This is a genomic window from Sinimarinibacterium arenosum (genome assembly GCF_005047655.1).
Classification (GTDB): domain Bacteria; phylum Pseudomonadota; class Gammaproteobacteria; order Nevskiales; family Nevskiaceae; genus Solimonas.
In genome coordinates this window covers 417,718-436,829 of the sequence record NZ_SUKF01000002.1, presented here as the reverse complement: position 1 = coordinate 436,829, position 19,112 = coordinate 417,718, and the positions used below count along the sequence as shown (strand labels likewise).

Below are 19,112 nucleotides of genomic sequence, written 5' to 3'. Positions count from 1 at the left end.
ATGTCCAAGGAAAAATTTGCACGTACGAAGCCGCACGTTAACGTGGGGACGATTGGTCACGTGGACCATGGCAAGACGACGACGACGGCGGCGCTGACGAAGGTATCGTCGGACAAGTTTGGCGGTCTGTACGTTCCGTACGACCAGGTTGCGAAGGCATCGGAATCGCAGGGACGTCGTGACTCGACGAAGATTCTGACGATTGCGACCTCGCACGTGGAGTACGAGACGGAGAACCGTCACTACGCGCACGTTGACTGCCCGGGACACGCGGACTTCGTGAAGAACATGATCACGGGTGCGGCGCAGATGGATGGCGCGATTCTGGTGGTGTCGGCGGTTGACGGCCCGATGCCGCAGACGCGCGAGCACGTTCTGCTGGCGAAGCAGGTGAACGTACCGAAGATCGTCGTGTGGCTGAACAAGTGCGACATGGTCGAAGACGAAGAGCTGCTTGAGCTGGTCGAGATGGAAGTTCGCGATCTGCTGAGCAAGTACGGCTACGACGGCGACAACACGCCTGTGGTCCGTGGTTCGGCGACCAAGGCGATTGCTGGCGAGCCGGAGTGGGTTGCGAAGCTGGAAGAGCTGTACAACGCGATCGATACCTGGATTCCGGAGCCGGAGCGCGAAACCGACAAGCCGTTCCTGCTGCCGATCGAAGACGTGTTCTCGATCTCGGGCCGCGGCACGGTGGTGACGGGGCGTATTGAGCGCGGCGTGGTCAAGGTTGGCGAGGAAGTCGAGATTGTCGGCATCCGTCCGACCGTGAAGACGACGGTGACCGGCGTTGAAATGTTCCGCAAGCTGCTGGACCAGGGCCAGGCGGGCGACAACGTGGGCGTCCTGCTGCGCGGCACGAAGAAAGAAGACGTGGAGCGCGGCCAGGTGCTGTGCAAGCCCGGCTCGATCAACCCGCACTCGAAGTTTGAGGGTGAGGTGTACGTGCTGACGAAGGAAGAGGGCGGTCGTCACACGCCGTTCTTCAAGGGCTATCGTCCGCAGTTCTACTTCCGCACGACGGACGTGACCGGCTCGATCGAATTTGAGCAGGAAATGGTCATGCCGGGCGACAACGTGCAGATGAAGGTTGAGCTGATCAACCCGATCGCGATGGAAGAAGGCGTGCGTTTCGCCATCCGTGAGGGCGGTCGTACCGTCGGCGCCGGCGTCGTTACCAAGATCGTCGAATAAGCCACTCTTTGACTTGTGGGCGCGGATTCCATAAAATCCGCGCCCCTTTTTGGCTTCCTGTAGTACCTCGCGCTAGGGCGGTAGCTCAACTGGTAGAGCGGCGGTCTCCAAAACCGCAGGTTGGGGGTTCGAAACCCTCCCGCCCTGCCACTCTAGATCAGCGTTGGACTGCAGGGCCGGACCAATGGTTGATGGACGTCCATACCTCTGAACAAAAAGCCGTTTCTGCGCACAAAGACACGGCATTGCTGGGTCTTTCCGCAGCTGCCCTGGTGGGCGGCATGTTCGCGTTCTATTACTTTGATCCGCAGTTCAATGCGCTGATCCGAACGCTGATCCTGCTCGCATCGCTGGGCCTTTCGCTGACGCTGGCCTATCAGGCCGAGCTGGGCAAGTCGCTGTGGGGCTATGTCGTTGGTTCGCGCATCGAGCTGCGCAAGATCGTCTGGCCCAGCCGCCAGGAGAGTGTTCAGGCCACCCTGATGATTGCGGTCGTCGTGCTGGTGATGGCGCTGCTGCTGTGGGGGCTTGACTCGCTGTTGCTGTGGGGCGTCGAAGCGCTGACTGGAAGGGGAGCGTGACGATGACGATGCGCTGGTATGTGGTGCACGCGTACTCACAGTACGAAAACAGTGTCATGAAGGCGCTCAAGGAGCGCATCACGCGCGCCGGCCTGCAGGAGCAGTTCGGTGACATCTTGGTCCCGACTGAAGAAGTCGTCGAGATCAAGGACGGCGTCAAGCGGACGACCGAGCGCAAATTCTTTCCGGGATACGTTCTGGTCCAGATGGACATGAACGAAGACACTTGGCATCTGGTCAAGTCGACGCCGAAGGTCATGGGTTTCATCGGCGGGACGCCGGACAAGCCGGCGCCGATTTCCGACAAGGAAGCCGAGAAGATTCTCAACCGTGTGACCGAGTCGGTCGAAAAGCCGCGTCCAAAGACGCTGTTCGAGCCCGGCGAATCGGTGCGCGTCAAGGAAGGTCCGTTTGCGGACTTCAATGGCGTGGTCGAAGAGGTCAACTACGAAAAGAACCGCCTGCGCGTGGCGGTGCTGATTTTCGGGCGTGCAACGCCCGTTGAGCTGGAATTCTCGCAAGTCGAGAAAGGGTGAGCGACGTGCGGCGGGGTCGGCGGATCATCCGCGGCCGCGCTGCAAAGTTGCTCATGACATGTTGATCGGGGAGCCTTCACCGGCGTTCGTACCCACTTAGGAGCTGTCATGGCAAAGAAAGTCACGGCCTACATCAAGCTGCAGATCCCTGCAGGCAAGGCCAACCCGGCGCCGCCGGTCGGACCCGCCTTGGGTCAGAACGGCGTCAACATCATGGAATTCTGCAAGGCCTTCAATGCGGCCACGCAGAAGATGGAGCCGGGCATTCCGACTCCGGTCGTGATCACGGTCTATTCGGACCGTTCGTTCACCTTCATCACCAAGACGCCGCCGGCGTCGGTGCTGATCAAGAAGGCCATCGGACTGACGTCCGGTTCGCCGACGCCGAACACCAAGAAGGTCGGCAAGATCACCCGCGCCCAGGTCGAAGAGATCGCCAAGCTGAAGATGGAAGATCTCAACGCCGGCAGTCTCGACGCCGCCTGTCTGATGGTGGCCGGTTCCGCCCGTTCGATGGGCGTTGACGTGGTGGAGAAGTAAGCCATGGCAAAGATCACGAAGCGTCAGAAGGCCGCTGCGGCCAAGCTCGAAGCCGCCAAGGTCTATGACCTGGACCAGGCGATCAAGCTCATCAAGGAATGCGCGACCGCCAAGTTCAAGGAATCGGTCGACATGTCGGTGAATCTCGGCATTGATGCCAAGAAGTCCGACCAGAACGTTCGCGGCTCGACCGTGCTGCCGCATGGCAGCGGCAAGTCGGTCCGCGTCGCGGTGTTTGCGCAGGGCGCCAAGGCTGAGGAAGCCAAGGCCGCGGGCGCTGATGCCGTCGGTATGGATGACCTCGCTGCGGCAATGAAGGGCGGTGATCTGAGCTATCAGGTTGTGATTGCCGAGCCGTCCGCGATGCGCGTCGTCGGTGCGCTGGGTCAGGTGCTGGGTCCGCGCGGCTTGATGCCGAACCCGAAGACCGGCACGGTGACGCCGGACGTCGCTACTGCGGTCAAGAACGCGAAGGCCGGTATGGCCAAGTTCCGCACGGACAAGGCGGGCATCATTCATTGCTCGGTTGGCGCAGTCGATTTTGACGACGACAAGTTGAAGGACAACCTGATTGCAGTCGTGCGCGATCTGCGCAAGGCGAAGCCGGCGACGTCGAAGGGTGTTTACATCAAGAAGATGACGCTCTCGACGACGATGGGCCCGGGCCTGCGCGTCGACGTCAACTCGCTGCCGGAATAAGCAGGATTCGGGCGCCGGCGCAGCTTGCAGCGCCGGCGCCCACGATGACTTTGAAGTGTGGCGAAAGCCATACGTCGGAGACCGTATGTACGAAGGAAGCCCCGGCTTCTGGAGGTTAAAGGCTGAAAGGCCGCATACGCAGACGGTGTCTTGAGCACCAAACCGCGGGTTGAAGCCTGCAGCGGAAGCTGCACGGCGACAGCCCTTTGATGGAAAGCAACTAGGAGTTCTGATGGCTCTCAGGCTGGATGACAAAAAAGCCCTGGTTGCGGAAGTGAACGAAGTCGCCAAGCGCGCGTTCTCGGCTGTTGCAACCGAGTATCGCGGCCTGTCGGCCGGCAAGTTCGATCAGCTGCGCGCAAAGGCCCGTGAAAGCGGCGTCTACCTGCACGTGGTGAAGAACTCGCTGGCCAGGCGGGCGGTGGAAGGTACTGAATTCGAGTGCCTGACGCCGGCGTTGGTTGGTCCGCTGGTCCTGGGGTTCTCTCTTGAGGATCCGGGTTCGGTCGGCCGCCTGATCAAGGACTTCGCCAAGGACAACGATGTGATGGTCGTCAAGGCTGTCGCTGTCGGAGGCAAGCTGTACGGTGCCGCCGATCTCGACCGTCTGGCCTCACTGCCGACGAAGGAGCAGGCCATCGGCATGCTCATGGGCACGCTGCAGGCGCCTATCGGCAAGTTCGTTCGGACTCTGGCCGAGCCCACTGTGAAATTCGTCCGTACGGTCAAGGCCGTCGCGGATCAGAAGGGCGCAGCGTAAGCGATCCGGTTCACGTTCCAAAATCTGGCTTTTCCACACTTTATTGGAGTTTTTGAAACATGGCAACGAAAGAAGAAATTCTGGACGCGATCGCCAGCATGTCCGTGATGGACGTGGTCGATCTGGTCAAGATGATGGAAGACAAGTTCGGCGTCACCGCCGCCGCTCCGGTTGCGGTCGCCGCCGGTCCGGCTGCTGCCGCCGCCCCGGTTGAAGAGCAGACCGAGTTCACGGTCATCCTCTCCGGCATCGACGCAGCCAAGAAGGTTGGCGTCATCAAGGTCGTGCGCGAGCTGACCGGCCTGGGTCTGAAGGAAGCCAAGGACCTGGTCGAAGGCGCTCCGCAGACCGTGAAGGAAGGCGCGTCGAAGGAAGAAGCCGAAACGATGAAGAAGAAGATCGAAGAGGCCGGCGGCAAGGCCGACCTGAAGTAAGACTCAGGTCCGATCTTGTATTTGTTGCAAGCGGTACGCGGCAAAGGCTGGGAGCGAATGCTCCCGGCCTTTCGCCGTCGCTGAAGCGGTACAGATTTGCAGTGGCGAATCCAAACCACTGAGCACGTGCCTTAGCGGCGCAGCGCACAGCGGTTTGGATTTGTAGACGCGCATTACGCGCAACCGACGATAGAGGTATCCGATGGCCTACTCGTTTACCGAGAAAAAGCGCATCCGCAAGGACTTCAGCAAGCTTACCGAGACGCTGGAGATTCCTTACCTGCTGGGGACTCAGATCGATTCCTACCGGCACTTCCTTCAGGCAGAGGCTCAGCCTGCCAAGCGCCGCGACGTCGGCTTGCAAGCGTCGTTCAAGTCGGTGTTTCCGATGGCGTCATACAACGGCGCCGCAGCGTTGGAGTTCGTCAAGTATCGCTTTGACGAGCCGGCGTTCGACGAGAAGGAGTGCCGTGTCCGCGGCATGACTTACGCTGCGCCGCTGAAAGTCACAGTGCGTCTGGTGATTTTCGACCGCGAGTCGAAGGAAAAGCGCGTCAAGGATGTGCGTGAACAGGAAGTCTATCTCGGCGAAGTGCCGCTGATGACCGATCACGGCACCTTCATCATCAACGGCACCGAGCGCGTCGTGGTGTCGCAGCTGCATCGCTCGCCGGGCGTGTTCTTCGATCACGACAAGGGCAAGACCCATAGCTCGGGCAAGCTGCTGTACTCCGCGCGCATCATTCCGTACCGCGGCTCGTGGCTGGATTTCGAGTTCGACCCGAAGGACAACCTGTTTGCGCGAATCGATCGCCGCCGCAAGCTGCCGGTGACGGTGGTGTTGCGCGCGCTGGGGTACAGCAACGAGCAGATGCTGGGCCTGTTCCACGAGCAGAACGTGTTCCGTCTCGATGATGAAGGCGCCAGTCTCGAATTGGTGCCGGAACGTCTCAAGGGTGAGAAGGCGCAGTTCGATATCACCGACGGCAGCAAGGTGCTGGTTGAGCAGGGCAAGCTGATCACCGCGCGCCACATCAAGCTGATCGCCGAGGCAGGGCTGAAGCGCCTGCACGTGCCGGACTCGTATCTCGAAGGCAAGATCATCGCGCGCGATCTGGTCGTCAAGGACACCGGCGAAGTCATCGCAGCTGCCAACACTGAGATGACCGCCAACCTGCTGGCGAAGATCCGCGAGTGCGGCATCGCCGAGGTGCCGACCCTGTACGTCAACGACGTCGACAAGGGGCCGTATATTTCGACGACGCTGAACATTGATTCGACCAAGACCAAGCTCGAAGCGCTGGTCGAGATCTACCGCATGATGCGCCCCGGCGAACCGCCGACCAAGGACGCTGCGGAAACGCTGTTCCACGGCATGTTCTTCTCTCCCGAGAAGTACGACCTGTCCGCGGTCGGCCGCATGAAGTTCAACCGCCGCCTGCGCCGTGACGACGTCGAAGGTCCCGGCGTGGTGTACGACGGCCAGCTGCTGTCGACCTTCACCGACGACTTTTCCAAGGGCTTGGTTGCCAAGTACGGCAAGGATCACTCGGACATCATCGAGGTGATCCGCGAGATCATCGCGATTCGCAACGGTGAGCAGCAGACCGATGACATCGATCACCTCGGCAACCGCCGCATCCGTGCGGTTGGTGAAATGGCCGAGAATGTGTTCCGCACCGGTCTGGTCCGCGTCGAGCGCGCCGTGCGCGAGCGTCTGGCGCTGGCCGAGGCCGAGAACCTGACGCCGCAGGATCTGATCAATGCCAAGCCGGTTTCGGCGGCGATCAAGGAGTTCTTCGGCTCGTCGCAGCTGTCGCAGTTCATGGACCAGAACAACCCGCTGTCGGAAGTCACGCACAAGCGTCGCGTGTCTGCCCTCGGACCGGGCGGTCTGACCCGCGAGCGCGCAGGCTTCGAAGTCCGCGACGTGCATCCGACCCACTACGGCCGCGTCTGCCCGATTGAGACTCCGGAAGGTCCGAACATCGGTCTGATCAACTCGCTGGCGTGCTATGCGCGTACCAACGAGTACGGCTTCCTCGAGACCGCCTACCGCCGCGTTGACGACGGCAAGGTGACCAACGAGGTCGAATATCTGTCGGCGATCGAGGAAGGGCGCTACGTCATTGCGCAGGCGAACTCGGATCTCGACGCCAACGGTTCATTCAAGTCCGATCTGGTGTCGGTGCGCTTCCAGAACGAATTCACGATGATGACGCCTGACAAGGTCCAGTACATGGACGTGTCGCCGCGCCAGATCGTCTCGGTGGCTGCTGCGCTGATTCCGTTCCTCGAACACGATGACGCCAACCGCGCGTTGATGGGTTCGAACATGCAACGCCAGGCAGTCCCGACGCTGCGTGCCGAAAAGCCGCTGGTCGGCACCGGCGTCGAGCGCCGCGTTGCGGTCGACTCGGGCAATGCGATCCAGGCCCGCCGCGGTGGTGTTGTCGAAAAGGTCGACGCCGCGCGTATCGTCGTGCGAGTCAACGATGACGAGACCACGCCGGGTGAAGCGGGTGTCGACATCTACAACCTGGTCAAGTACGTCCGCTCGAACCAGAACACCTGCATCAACCAGAAGCCGATCGTGAAGCCGGGCGACAAGGTTGCCCGCGGTGACGTTGTCGCTGACGGTCCGTCGACCGATCTGGGTGAGCTGGCCCTTGGCCAGAACATGCTGATCGCGTTCATGCCGTGGAACGGCTACAACTTCGAAGACTCGATCCTGATTTCGGAGCGCGTGGTCGAGGAAGATCGCTTCACCACGATCCACATCGAAGAGATGACCTGCGTCGCGCGTGAGACCAAGCTCGGCCCCGAGGAAATCTCCGCGGACATTCCGAACGTCAACGAAGCGGCACTGCGCAAGCTCGACGAGTCGGGCATCGTTTACATCGGTGCCGAGGTCAAGGCGGGCGATCTGCTGTGCGGCAAGGTGACGCCGAAGGGCGAAACCCAGCTGACGCCGGAAGAGAAGCTGCTGCGTGCGATCTTCGGTGAGAAGGCGTCCGACGTGAAGGACACCTCGCTGCGCGTTCCGGCCGGCATGGACGGCACCGTCATCGACGTCCGCGTGTTCACCCGCGAAGGCGTCAAGAAGGACAAGCGTGCGCTCGCGATCGAGGAAAGCGAACTGGCCCAGGTGCGCAAGGATCTTGCGGACCAGCAGCGCATCTTCGAGGACGACATCTATGATCGTCTGCGCAAAATCCTGATCGGTAAGCTGGCTGATGGCGGTCCGAACAAGCTGAAGAAGGGCGCCAAGATCGATGCCGAATATCTGGATTCGATCGAGCGCGACAAGTGGTTCGAGATCCGTCTGGCGGACAACGATGCGCAAAACCAGCTGGAAGCTGCCAACAAGCAGTTGAAGGACATGCGCTCGGAGTTCGACAAGCGCTTCGAGGACAAGAAGCGCAAGATTCAGTCCGGCGACGAGCTGTCTCCTGGCGTGCTGAAGATGGTCAAGGTCTACCTGGCCGTGAAGCGTCGTATCCAGCCGGGCGACAAGATGGCCGGTCGTCACGGCAACAAGGGCGTCATCTCGATGATCGTCCCTGTCGAAGACATGCCGCACATGGAAGACGGTACGCCGGTCGACGTCGTGCTCAACCCGCTGGGCGTGCCCTCGCGTATGAACATCGGCCAGCTGCTTGAGGTTCACCTCGGCTGGGCGGCCAAGGGCATCGGCCGCAAGATCGATGAAATGCTGCAACAGCAGAATGCGGTCGCGTCACTGCGCAAGTTCCTGGATCAGGTCTACAACAAGGCCGGCAAGGGCGTGGCGAGCGTCGCCATCGATGAGTTCAGCGACGAAGAAGTCCTGAGCCTGGCACGCAATCTGGTTGGCGGCCTGCCCGTGGCGTCACCGGTGTTCGACGGTGCTGCGGAAAGCGAAATCAAGCAGCTGCTTGAAATCGCAGGCCTGCCTGTCACCGGCCAGGCACAGCTGACCGATGGCCGCACCGGCGAGGAGTTCTCGCGCAAGATCACCGTCGGCTACATGTACATGCTGAAGCTGAACCACTTGGTCGACGACAAGATGCATGCTCGTTCGACCGGTCCGTACTCGCTGGTCACTCAGCAGCCGCTGGGTGGTAAGGCGCAGTTCGGCGGTCAGCGCTTCGGTGAGATGGAAGTCTGGGCGCTCGAAGCGTATGGCGCGGCCTACACGCTGCAGGAAATGCTGACCGTGAAGTCGGACGACACCAATGGGCGCACGCGCATGTACAAGTCGATCGTCGATGGAGATCACCGCATGGTTGCGGGGATGCCGGAATCGTTCAACGTGCTGGTCAAGGAAATCCGCTCAATCGGTTTGAATATCGAACTGGAGCAGAACCAATAGGTGCAAACGCTGGGTGGGTAGGCCGCACACCGGCCTGCCCACTGGTTTCAACAAACCCTTCGCAAGCACCTAGGCAGTTTCAGGAGTCACCATGAAAGATTTGTTCAACCTGATTCGCAGTCCCGACGAAACCGAAGATTTCGATGCCATCCGCATCGGTCTTTCCTCGCCGGAAACGATTCGTTCCTGGTCGTACGGCGAGGTCAAAAAGCCGGAAACGATCAACTACCGCACGTTCAAGCCTGAACGCGACGGTCTGTTCTGCGCCAAGATTTTCGGGCCGATCAAGGACTACGAGTGCCTGTGCGGCAAGTACAAGCGCCTGAAGCACCGTGGCGTCGTCTGCGAGAAGTGCGGCGTTGAAGTCACCGTGGCCAAGGTGCGCCGCGAGCGCATGGGTCATATCGATCTGGCCTCGCCGGTCGCCCATATCTGGTTCCTGAAGTCGCTGCCGAGCCGTATTGGTCTGCTGCTGGACATGCCGCTGCGCGCGATCGAACGCGTGTTGTACTTTGAAGCACACATCGTGGTCGAGCCGGGCATGACCCCGCTGGAACGCGGTCAGCTGCTGACTGAGGAGGATTACCTCAATTCAGTCGAGCAGTACGGTGACGATTTCGATGCGCGTATGGGCGCCGAGGCGGTGCACGATCTTCTGAAGAATATCGACCTGCCGACGGAGGCCGTGCGCCTGCGTGAAGAGCTCAACGGCACCACGTCCGAAACCAAGATCAAGAAACTCGCCAAGCGCCTCAAGCTGATCGAGTACTTCATCAATTCCAACAACCGTCCGGAATGGATGATCCTGACGGTGCTGCCGGTGCTGCCTCCGGATCTGCGCCCGCTGGTGCCGCTGGATGGTGGCCGCTTCGCGACTTCCGATCTGAATGATCTGTACCGTCGCGTGATCAACCGCAACAACCGCCTGAAGCGGCTGCTGGAGCTGACTGCGCCGGACATCATCGTGCGCAACGAAAAGCGCATGCTGCAGGAATCGGTGGATGCGCTGATCGATAACGGCCGCCGAGGCCGCGCGATCACCGGCACCAACAAGCGCCCGCTGAAGTCGCTCGCCGACATGATCAAGGGCAAGCAGGGCCGCTTCCGTCAGAACCTGCTCGGCAAGCGCGTCGACTACTCCGGCCGTTCGGTCATCGTGGTCGGCCCGACCCTGAAGCTGCACCAGTGCGGCCTGCCGAAGAAGATGGCGCTGGAGCTGTTCAAGCCTTTCGTGTTCTCGCGTCTGCAGCGTCTGGGCATCGCCACCACGATCAAGGCGGCCAAGAAGATGGTCGAGCGCGAAGAGGCCCAGGTCTGGGATTCGCTCGAAGAGTGCATCAAGGAACATCCGGTGCTGCTGAACCGCGCACCGACCCTGCATCGTCTCGGCATTCAGGCATTCGAGCCGCTGCTGATCGAAGGCAAGGCCATCCAGCTGCATCCGCTGGTCTGCACCGCGTTCAACGCCGACTTCGACGGCGACCAGATGGCCGTTCACGTGCCGCTGTCGCTGGAAGCACAGCTCGAAGCGCGTGTGCTGATGATGTCGACCAACAACATCCTGTCGCCGGCATCGGGTGATCCGATCATCGTGCCGTCGCAGGACGTCGTGCTCGGTCTGTACTGGATGTCGCGTGAGCGTGTCGCCGCCAAGGGCGAGGGCATGGTGTTCTCCGACGTCGCCGAAGTGCATCGCGCCTATGAGAACCGCGAGGTCGATCTGCAGGCCAAGATCAAGGTGCGTCTGACTGACTACGATGAAGACACCTCCGAGCCGCATTACGGCCTGGTCGAGACCACTGTGGGTCGTGCGCTACTGTCGGAAGTGCTGCCGAAGGGCGTGCCGTTCAAGGTCATCAACAAGACGCTGACCAAGAAGGAAGTATCGCGCGTCATCAACTACGTGTACCGCCGCTGCGGCACCAAGGACACGGTGATCTTCGCCGACCAGATGATGTACACGGGCTTCCGCATGTCGACCAAGGCGGGCATCTCGTTCTGTCTCGACGACATCATGGTGCCGGATGAAAAGGTCAAGATCCTTGAAGTCGCCGAGAGCAAAGTCAAGGACATCGAGACCGAGTACAACCAGGGTCTGACCACCGGCGGCGAGCGCTACAATCGCGTCGTCGACATCTGGTCACGCGCCAACGACGACATCGCCAAGGCGATGATGGCCCGTATCGGCAAGGAGCACGTGGTCACCGCCGACGGCAAGGATGCCGAACAGCCGTCGTTCAACTCGGTGTTCATGATGGCCGACTCTGGCGCCCGTGGTTCGGCGGCGCAGATTCGTCAGCTCGCCGGTATGCGCGGCCTGATGGCCAAGCCGGACGGTTCGATCATCGAGACGCCGATCACCGCGAACTTCCGCGAAGGCCTGAACGTTCTGCAGTACTTCATTTCGACCCACGGTGCCCGTAAGGGTCTGGCCGATACCGCACTGAAGACTGCGAACTCGGGTTACCTGACCCGGCGTCTGGTTGACGTTGCGCAGGACATGGTCGTCACGGGTGAGGACTGCGGAACCGAGCAGGGCCTGCTGATGATGCCGATCGTCGAAGGCGGCGACGTGCTCGAGGCACTGCGTGATCGCGTGCTGGGCCGTGTGACGCAGCGTGATGTGCACAAGCCGGGTACCGATGAAGTGGTGATCCCGCAGGGCACCATCATCGACGAGAAATGGGCAGATATCCTGGAGAAGAACTCGATCGACGAGATCTGGGTGCGTTCTCCGATCACCTGCGAGCTGCCGTTCGGCGTCTGCGCCAACTGCTACGGCCGTGATCTCGCGCGGGGTCATCGCGTCAACATCGGTGAAGCTGTCGGTGTTATCGCGGCACAGTCGATCGGCGAGCCGGGCACGCAGCTGACGATGCGTACCTTCCACGTCGGTGGTGCGGCGTCACGCGCCGCGTCGGCTGACGGGGTGGATTCACGTGCGGCCGGTACGGTGCGCGTGCACAACATCAAGATGGTGACCAACAGCGAAGGCAACCTGGTCGCAGTCAGTCGCTCCGGCGAAATCGGCATCATTGACGCCAACGGTCGTGAGCGTGAGCGCTACAAGATCCCCTACGGCGCCACGATTCTGGTCCGCGAAGGCCAGGAGATTGCGGCGGGCCAGCGTCTGGCCAAGTGGGATCCGCATACTCATCCGATCGTGTCCGAGCTCAGCGGTTTCGTGAAGCTGCAGGACTTCGTCGAAGGTTCGACGGTGAACCGTGAAACCGATCCGCTGACCGGCGTGTCGACCATGGTCATCACCGATCCCAAGTCGCGCGGTTCGGCGGCGAAGGACCTGAAGCCGACGATCATGCTGGTCGACGCCAAGGGCAAGCAGCTGACCTTCTCGGGCACCGACATTCCGGCGGCCTACACGCTGCCGCCCAAGGCGATTGTCACGGTCGAGGACGGCGACGAAGTCAGCGTCGGTGGATTCGTTGCTCGTATTCCGCAGGAAGCGTCGAAGTCTCGCGACATCACCGGTGGTCTGCCGCGCGTCGCCGACCTGTTCGAAGCGCGCAAGCCGAAGGAACCGGCGGTGTTGGCCGAGACCAGCGGTACGATCAAGTTCGGTCCGGGTACCAAGGGCAAGCAGCGCATCAAGATCGTCGAGCCGGATGGCGGCGAGGCCGAGATCCTGGTGCCGAAGTGGATCGAGATTCGCGTGTTCGAGGGTGAAACCGTCGAAAAGGGCGAAATCATCTCGGACGGCGAGCCAAGTCCGCATGACATCCTGCGACTGCAGGGCGTCGTTGCGCTGGCGAACTACCTGGTCAAGGAAATTCAGGACGTTTATCGCCTGCAGGGCGTGAAGATCAACGACAAGCACATCGAGACCATCGTGCGGCAGATGCTGCGCAAGGTCGAGATCACCGAGTCGGGCGATACGCGCTTCCTGCAGGGCGAGCAGGTGGAAATCTTCCAGGTGCTGGCCGAGAACAAGAAGCACGAAGCCAAGGGCGAGCGCGGTGCGCGGTTTGACCGCCTGCTGCTGGGCATTACCAAGGCTTCGCTGTCGACCGAATCGTTCTTCTCGGCGGCCTCGTTCCAGGAAACGACTCGCGTTCTGACCGAGGCGTCCGTCCGTGGATCGCGCGACGAGCTGCGCGGCCTGAAGGAAAACGTCATCGTCGGCCGCTTGATCCCGGCCGGTACCGGCTTGGCGTACCACGAGCTGCGGCGCAAGTCGCGGGGCGGTAGCCTGCTGGCCGAGCTGCAGGCGTCAGCGCTGACCAGCACCGGCAGCTTCGAGGCCAATGCTGGAGAGCGTTTGGCTGCGCGAGCTGCCGGTCTGACCGAAACCGCTGTCGAGGACGATGGTGGGTCGGATGCAGGTGAAGAGTCCGCAGCCGAGGGCAGTGAAGACTAGCTTCGCCGTTCCGCCGCGCGGTGGCCGCGCATCCGGTTTCAATCCGGTTCTCGGCCTCGCGCGGTGACTGCGGCGGTAGCGCCGCGCCGAAGGTGCGCAAAAGCGCGCCAAGCCCCGTTGACGGAGCTTGCAGCGCCCTTTATGATGCGCGCCCTTTCCTGACGGCCCTTCAATGGGGGGTGCGTCTTTTCTTTGTCATCCCGGGAAGTTCAAACGTGCCAACAGTCAATCAGTTAGTGCGCAAAGGTCGCAGCACTCTTGTTACCAAGAGCAAGGTGCCTGCGCTCACCGGATCGCCGCAGAAGCGCGGCGTCTGCACGCGCGTCTACACCACCACGCCGAAGAAGCCGAACTCGGCACTTCGCAAGGTCTGCAAGGTACGTCTGACCAACGGGTTCGAAGTGATTTCCTACATTGGCGGCGAAGGCCACAATCTGCAGGAACACTCCGTCGTCATCATTCGTGGCGGCCGTGTCAAGGATCTTCCCGGTGTTCGCTACCACACTGTTCGTGGTGCGCTGGACTGCGCGGGTATCGACAAGCGTCGTCAGGGTCGTTCCAAGTACGGCGCCAAGCGTCCGAAGCCCGGTGCCGCGGGTGCGGCTGCCCCCAAGAAGAAGTAAGACGGGCTTCTGCCCGAGTAAGGCGCAACGACCGTTGCGCCTGAAGACCACCTGAGGAATCAACATGTCGCGTCGTCGTAAGCCGGAAGCCCGCAAGGTACTCCCTGATCCGAAGTTCAAGAGCGAGCTGGTGTCGAAGTTCGTCAATATGGTCATGGAGGACGGCAAGAAGTCCGTCGCCGAAACGATCGTCTACGGTGCTCTGGATCAGGTCACCGAGAAGAAGAGGATCGAGGCGCCGGCTGAGTATCTTCAGAGCGCATTCGACAACGTCGCGCCGACTGTCGAGGTCAAGTCGCGTCGTGTCGGTGGTGCGACCTATCAGGTGCCCGTGGAAGTGCGCGCATCGCGCCGTACCACGCTGGCCATGCGCTGGATCATCGACGCTGCCTCCAAGCGCGGCGAGCAGGGCATGCAGAACCGCCTCGCCGGCGAGCTGATGGATGCCGCCGAGAACCGCGGTGCCGCAGTGAAGAAGCGCGAAGACACGCACAAGATGGCGGAAGCCAACAAGGCGTTCTCGCACTTCCGCTGGTAAGCACGTCGCAGTTTTTCAATCATTCGCGGCTGCCCCCTCCGGGGGTGGCTGCAGCCAACCGAGTTAGACCATGCCACGCACGACGCCTATCGAGCGCTACCGCAATATCGGTATTTCCGCGCACATCGACGCCGGCAAGACCACCACGACCGAACGCGTTCTGTTCTACACCGGTGTCAACCACAAGATCGGCGAAGTCCATGACGGCGCCGCGACGATGGACTGGATGGAGCAGGAGCAGGAGCGTGGCATCACCATTACGTCGGCGGCAACGACGACGTTCTGGACCGGTATGGCCAAGCAGTTTGAGCAGCACCGCATCAACATCATTGACACCCCGGGACACGTCGACTTCACGATCGAAGTCGAGCGCTCGATGCGTGTGCTGGATGGCGCCTGCATGATCTATTGCGCGGTCGGCGGTGTGCAGCCGCAGTCCGAGACGGTCTGGCGCCAGGCGACCAAGTACAGCGTTCCGCGGTTGGCCTTCGTCAACAAGATGGACCGTACCGGCGCTGACTTCTTCAAGGTTTACAAGCAGATGCGCGAGAAGCTTCGCGCGAATCCGATTCCCATCGTGATTCCGATCGGCGCCGAGGACAAGTTCCAGGGTGTGGTTGATCTGGTCAAGATGAAAGCGATCATCTGGGACGAAGAGAGTCAGGGCATCAAGTTCGAGTACGGCGATATTCCGGCTGAGCTGCAGGAGCAGGCCGCGAAGTGGCGTGAGCAGATGGTTGAGGCTGCCGCCGAATCGTCAGAAGAACTGATGAACAAGTACCTCGAAGGGGGCGATCTCTCCGAGGAAGAAATCAAGGCGGGTCTGCGTCAGCGCACGATTGCACTGGAAATCGTGCCAATGCTGTGCGGCTCGGCGTTCAAGAACAAGGGCGTGCAGGCCATGCTCGACGCCGTGATTGAGTATCTGCCGTCGCCGACCGAAGTGCCGGCGATCAAGGGCGTCGATGCGGGTGATGAGAGCATCTCGATCGAGCGTCATGCTGACGACAACGAGCCGTTTGCGGCACTTGGCTTCAAGATCATGACCGACCCGTTCGTCGGGCAGCTGACCTTCATCCGCGTCTACTCGGGCGTGCTGAAGAAGGGCGACAGCGTCTACAACTCGCGCAGCGGCAAGACGGAGCGTATCGGCCGTCTGGTGCAGATGCACGCCAATGAGCGTCAGGAAATCGACGAAGTTCGCGCCGGCGACATCGCGGCCTGTGTCGGCCTCAAGGAGGTCTACACCGGAACCACTTTGGCTGCGCAGGACAAGCCGGTCATCCTGGAGCGCATGGAGTTCCCGGAGCCGGTCATCAGCCAGGCGGTGGAGCCGAAGACCAAGTCCGATCAGGAAAAGATGGGTATCGCGCTGAGCAAGCTCGCGCAGGAAGATCCGTCGTTCCGCGTGCGTACGGACGAGGAAACCGGCCAGACCATCATCGCCGGCATGGGCGAGTTGCACCTGGAAATTCTGGTCGACCGCATGAAGCGCGAATTCAAGGTCGAGGCCAATATCGGTGCGCCGCAGGTGGCCTACCGCGAGACGCTGCGCAAGCAGGTCGAGGCGGAAGGCAAGTTCGTGCGTCAGTCCGGCGGTCGTGGTCAGTACGGCCATTGCTGGCTGCGCATCGAGCCGCAGGAGCCGGGCAAGGGTTACGAGTTCGTCAATGGCATCGTGGGTGGCGTGATTCCGCGCGAATACGTGCCGGCGGTCGACAAGGGAATTCAGGAAGCCATGAAGAATGGTGTCGTCGCCGGTTATCCGGTGGTCGACGTCAAGGTCACGGTGTTCGACGGTTCGTACCATGACGTTGACTCGAACGAAATGGCGTTCAAGGTCGCCGGCAGCATGGGCTTCAAGGAAGGCGCAGCCAAGGCCAATCCGGTCGTGCTGGAGCCGATCATGGGCGTGGAAGTCGAAACGCCGGAAGACTACATGGGCGATGTCATGGGCGACCTTAACCGTCGTCGTGGCGTGATCCTGGGCATGGAAGACAACTACGGCGCCAAGCTGGTCAAGGCCGAGGTTCCGCTGTCCGAGATGTTCGGCTACTCGACCACACTGCGCTCGATGTCGCAGGGCCGTGCAACCTATTCGATGGAATTCAAGAAGTACCAGGAAGCGCCGGCGAATGTCATTGCCGCGCTGTCCAAGAAGTCTTAATCCAACCGCTGACGATCCAGCAGACTCCAGAATTTTGTAGAGGAATCGACGATGTCCAAGGAAAAATTTGCACGTACGAAGCCGCACGTTAACGTGGGGACGATTGGTCACGTGGACCATGGCAAGACGACGACGACGGCGGCGCTGACGAAGGTATCGTCGGACAAGTTTGGCGGTCTGTACGTTCCGTACGACCAGGTTGCGAAGGCATCGGAATCGCAGGGACGTCGTGACTCGACGAAGATTCTGACGATTGCGACCTCGCACGTGGAGTACGAGACGGAGAACCGTCACTACGCGCACGTTGACTGCCCGGGACACGCGGACTTCGTGAAGAACATGATCACGGGTGCGGCGCAGATGGATGGCGCGATTCTGGTGGTGTCGGCGGTTGACGGCCCGATGCCGCAGACGCGCGAGCACGTTCTGCTGGCGAAGCAGGTGAACGTACCGAAGATCGTCGTGTGGCTGAACAAGTGCGACATGGTCGAAGACGAAGAGCTGCTTGAGCTGGTCGAGATGGAAGTTCGCGATCTGCTGAGCAAGTACGGCTACGACGGCGACAACACGCCTGTGGTCCGTGGTTCGGCGACCAAGGCGATTGCTGGCGAGCCGGAGTGGGTTGCGAAGCTGGAAGAGCTGTACAACGCGATCGATACCTGGATTCCGGAGCCGGAGCGCGAAACCGACAAGCCGTTCCTGCTGCCGATCGAAGACGTGTTCTCGATCTCGGGCCGCGGCACGGTGGTGACGGGGCGTATTGAGCGCGGCGTGGTCAAGGTTGGCGAGGAAGTCGAGATTGTCGGCATCCGTCCGACCGTGAAGACGACGGTGACCGGCGTTGAAATGTTCCGCAAGCTGCTGGACCAGGGCCAGGCGGGCGACAACGTGGGCGTCCTGCTGCGCGGCACGAAGAAAGAAGACGTGGAGCGCGGCCAGGTGCTGTGCAAGCCCGGCTCGATCAACCCGCACTCGAAGTTTGAGGGTGAGGTGTACGTGCTGACGAAGGAAGAGGGCGGTCGTCACACGCCGTTCTTCAAGGGCTATCGTCCGCAGTTCTACTTCCGCACGACGGACGTGACCGGCTCGATCGAATTTGAGCAGGAAATGGTCATGCCGGGCGACAACGTGCAGATGAAGGTCGAGCTGATCAACCCGATCGCGATGGAAGAAGGCGTGCGTTTCGCCATCCGTGAGGGTGGTCGTACCGTCGGCGCCGGCGTCGTGACGAAGATCGTCGAGTAATCCAAACAAATCCCTTTACATTTTGTGGGGGCGCGAATAAAATTCGCGCCCCTTTTGTTCCACGCTCTTTAAACCGGAAGACACGCATGGCCGCGACAAGCCAATCAATTCGCATCCGGCTCAAGGCTTTCGATCACCGACTGATTGACAAGTCGGCTCGTGAGATCGTTGAGACCGCGAAGCGCACCGGTGCCGTCGTGCGCGGGCCCATCCCGCTGCCGACTCGCAAAGAACGCTACACCATTCTGGTGTCGCCGCACGTCGACAAGGACGCGCGAGATCAATACGAAATCCGCACGCACAAGCGGCTCATGCAGATCGTCGATCCCACGGAGAAGACCGTGGACGCGCTGTCGAAGCTCGACCTGCCTGCGGGCGTCGAAGTTCAGATTTCTCTGAACTAACGGAGACCGCACGATGACGATCGCAATCATTGGCCGCAAGGCCGGCATGACCCGCATCTTTACCGATGCCGGTGCTGCCATTCCGGTGACCGTAATCGAGTGCACGCCTAACCGCGTGACTCAGGTCAAGACCGTGGAAACCGATGGCTACCGTGCTGTGCAGGTGGCCGTGGGTGAGAAGAAGACCAGCCGCGTGAACAAGGCGGCGGCGGGTCACTACAAGAAGGCCGGCGTTGCTCCCGGTCGCGGGCTCTGGGAAATCCGCCTCGACGGTGACGAGGGTGCGGACCTGGAAGCCGGCGCTGAGATCAAGGTGGAACGCTTCGACGGCATCAAGGCCGTTGACGTCACCGGCGTCTCGAAGGGCAAGGGCTTTGCGGGCACGATCAAGCGTTGGAACTTCGGTGGTGGTCGTGCTTCGCACGGTAACTCGCTGTCGCACCGCGCTCCGGGCTCGATCGGTCAGAACCAGAGTCCTGGCCGCGTGTTCAAGGGTAAAAAAATGGCCGGTCAGATGGGGAACAAGCAGATCACTGCTTTGAACCTTGATCTTGTCCGGATTGATACGGACCGCAACCTTCTGCTGGTGAAGGGCGCGGTGCCGGGCGCAACGAATGGCGATGTCATCGTGCGCCCCACGGTGAAGGCATAAGGCTCACTGG

At 61.1% G+C, this 19,112-nt stretch carries 15 protein-coding genes and 1 tRNA gene; all 16 read left to right on the top strand.

Annotation, left to right across the window (positions count from 1 at the left end):
* The 16 genes from tuf (E4T66_RS05605) to rplC all read left to right on the top strand — a co-directional run bounded on the left by tuf (E4T66_RS05605) (position 1) and on the right by rplC (position 19,102).
* The gene (gene tuf / locus E4T66_RS05605; RefSeq protein WP_136847905.1) at positions 1 to 1,194 is read left to right on the top strand and encodes an elongation factor Tu; all 1,194 of its coding nucleotides are present in this window, start codon (positions 1 to 3) and stop codon (positions 1,192 to 1,194) included.
* Between the two features lie 74 nt (positions 1,195 to 1,268).
* A tRNA-Trp gene (locus E4T66_RS05600) sits at positions 1,269 to 1,344 on the top strand.
* 41 nt (positions 1,345 to 1,385) lie between these two features.
* Positions 1,386 to 1,775 carry a preprotein translocase subunit SecE gene (gene secE, locus E4T66_RS05595; RefSeq protein WP_136847916.1) on the top strand — a complete coding sequence of 130 codons (390 nt, stop codon included), beginning with the start codon at positions 1,386 to 1,388 and terminating at the stop codon, positions 1,773 to 1,775.
* Between the two features lie 2 nt (positions 1,776 to 1,777).
* Positions 1,778 to 2,311: a transcription termination/antitermination protein NusG gene (nusG, locus tag E4T66_RS05590; protein WP_136847915.1), complete on the top strand. Its 534-nt coding sequence runs from the start codon at positions 1,778 to 1,780 to the stop codon at positions 2,309 to 2,311.
* A gap of 108 nt (positions 2,312 to 2,419) precedes the next feature.
* The gene (gene rplK, locus E4T66_RS05585) at positions 2,420 to 2,851 is read left to right on the top strand and encodes a 50S ribosomal protein L11 (protein ID WP_136847914.1); all 432 of its coding nucleotides are present in this window, start codon (positions 2,420 to 2,422) and stop codon (positions 2,849 to 2,851) included.
* Positions 2,852 to 2,854: 3 nt separating this feature from the next.
* Positions 2,855 to 3,550: a 50S ribosomal protein L1 gene (gene rplA / locus E4T66_RS05580; protein ID WP_136847913.1), complete on the top strand. Its 696-nt coding sequence runs from the start codon at positions 2,855 to 2,857 to the stop codon at positions 3,548 to 3,550.
* 232 nt (positions 3,551 to 3,782) lie between these two features.
* Complete coding sequence (rplJ, locus tag E4T66_RS05575) at positions 3,783 to 4,310, top strand: 50S ribosomal protein L10 (protein ID WP_136847912.1); 528 nt, start codon at positions 3,783 to 3,785, stop codon at positions 4,308 to 4,310.
* A 59-nt stretch (positions 4,311 to 4,369) separates the two neighbouring features.
* Complete coding sequence (rplL, locus tag E4T66_RS05570; protein WP_136847911.1) at positions 4,370 to 4,744, top strand: 50S ribosomal protein L7/L12; 375 nt, start codon at positions 4,370 to 4,372, stop codon at positions 4,742 to 4,744.
* Positions 4,745 to 4,946: 202 nt separating this feature from the next.
* Positions 4,947 to 9,098: a DNA-directed RNA polymerase subunit beta gene (gene rpoB, locus E4T66_RS05565; protein WP_136847910.1), complete on the top strand. Its 4,152-nt coding sequence runs from the start codon at positions 4,947 to 4,949 to the stop codon at positions 9,096 to 9,098.
* 91 nt (positions 9,099 to 9,189) lie between these two features.
* Positions 9,190 to 13,473, top strand: a complete 4,284-nt coding sequence (rpoC, locus tag E4T66_RS05560) for a DNA-directed RNA polymerase subunit beta' (protein ID WP_136847909.1) — start codon at positions 9,190 to 9,192, stop codon at positions 13,471 to 13,473.
* Between the two features lie 215 nt (positions 13,474 to 13,688).
* On the top strand, positions 13,689 to 14,096 hold the full coding sequence (rpsL, locus tag E4T66_RS05555; RefSeq protein ID WP_136847908.1) for a 30S ribosomal protein S12: 408 nt from the start codon (positions 13,689 to 13,691) through the stop codon (positions 14,094 to 14,096).
* A gap of 64 nt (positions 14,097 to 14,160) precedes the next feature.
* Entirely contained in the window at positions 14,161 to 14,634 is a 474-nt protein-coding gene (gene rpsG, locus E4T66_RS05550) for a 30S ribosomal protein S7 (RefSeq protein WP_136847907.1), read from the top strand.
* 70 nt (positions 14,635 to 14,704) lie between these two features.
* Positions 14,705 to 16,801 (top strand): elongation factor G, encoded by a 2,097-nt coding sequence (fusA, locus tag E4T66_RS05545; protein ID WP_136847906.1) that lies wholly within the window; start codon positions 14,705 to 14,707, stop codon positions 16,799 to 16,801.
* 51 nt (positions 16,802 to 16,852) lie between these two features.
* Entirely contained in the window at positions 16,853 to 18,046 is a 1,194-nt protein-coding gene (gene tuf, locus E4T66_RS05540) for an elongation factor Tu (RefSeq protein WP_136847905.1), read from the top strand.
* An 86-nt stretch (positions 18,047 to 18,132) separates the two neighbouring features.
* Entirely contained in the window at positions 18,133 to 18,450 is a 318-nt protein-coding gene (gene rpsJ / locus E4T66_RS05535) for a 30S ribosomal protein S10 (protein WP_136847904.1), read from the top strand.
* A gap of 13 nt (positions 18,451 to 18,463) precedes the next feature.
* The gene (gene rplC / locus E4T66_RS05530; RefSeq protein ID WP_136847903.1) at positions 18,464 to 19,102 is read left to right on the top strand and encodes a 50S ribosomal protein L3; all 639 of its coding nucleotides are present in this window, start codon (positions 18,464 to 18,466) and stop codon (positions 19,100 to 19,102) included.
* The last annotated feature ends 10 nt before the right edge of the window (positions 19,103 to 19,112 follow it).

Coding starts and splice junctions, on each gene's coding strand:
- tuf (WP_136847905.1), top strand. CDS start 1: ATGTCCAAGGAAAAATTTGCACGTACGAAGCCGCACGTTAACGTGGGG.
- secE (WP_136847916.1), top strand. CDS start 1,386: ATGGACGTCCATACCTCTGAACAAAAAGCCGTTTCTGCGCACAAAGAC.
- nusG (WP_136847915.1), top strand. CDS start 1,778: ATGACGATGCGCTGGTATGTGGTGCACGCGTACTCACAGTACGAAAAC.
- rplK (WP_136847914.1), top strand. CDS start 2,420: ATGGCAAAGAAAGTCACGGCCTACATCAAGCTGCAGATCCCTGCAGGC.
- rplA (WP_136847913.1), top strand. CDS start 2,855: ATGGCAAAGATCACGAAGCGTCAGAAGGCCGCTGCGGCCAAGCTCGAA.
- rplJ (WP_136847912.1), top strand. CDS start 3,783: ATGGCTCTCAGGCTGGATGACAAAAAAGCCCTGGTTGCGGAAGTGAAC.
- rplL (WP_136847911.1), top strand. CDS start 4,370: ATGGCAACGAAAGAAGAAATTCTGGACGCGATCGCCAGCATGTCCGTG.
- rpoB (WP_136847910.1), top strand. CDS start 4,947: ATGGCCTACTCGTTTACCGAGAAAAAGCGCATCCGCAAGGACTTCAGC.
- rpoC (WP_136847909.1), top strand. CDS start 9,190: ATGAAAGATTTGTTCAACCTGATTCGCAGTCCCGACGAAACCGAAGAT.
- rpsG (WP_136847907.1), top strand. CDS start 14,161: ATGTCGCGTCGTCGTAAGCCGGAAGCCCGCAAGGTACTCCCTGATCCG.
- fusA (WP_136847906.1), top strand. CDS start 14,705: ATGCCACGCACGACGCCTATCGAGCGCTACCGCAATATCGGTATTTCC.
- tuf (WP_136847905.1), top strand. CDS start 16,853: ATGTCCAAGGAAAAATTTGCACGTACGAAGCCGCACGTTAACGTGGGG.
- rpsJ (WP_136847904.1), top strand. CDS start 18,133: ATGGCCGCGACAAGCCAATCAATTCGCATCCGGCTCAAGGCTTTCGAT.
- rplC (WP_136847903.1), top strand. CDS start 18,464: ATGACGATCGCAATCATTGGCCGCAAGGCCGGCATGACCCGCATCTTT.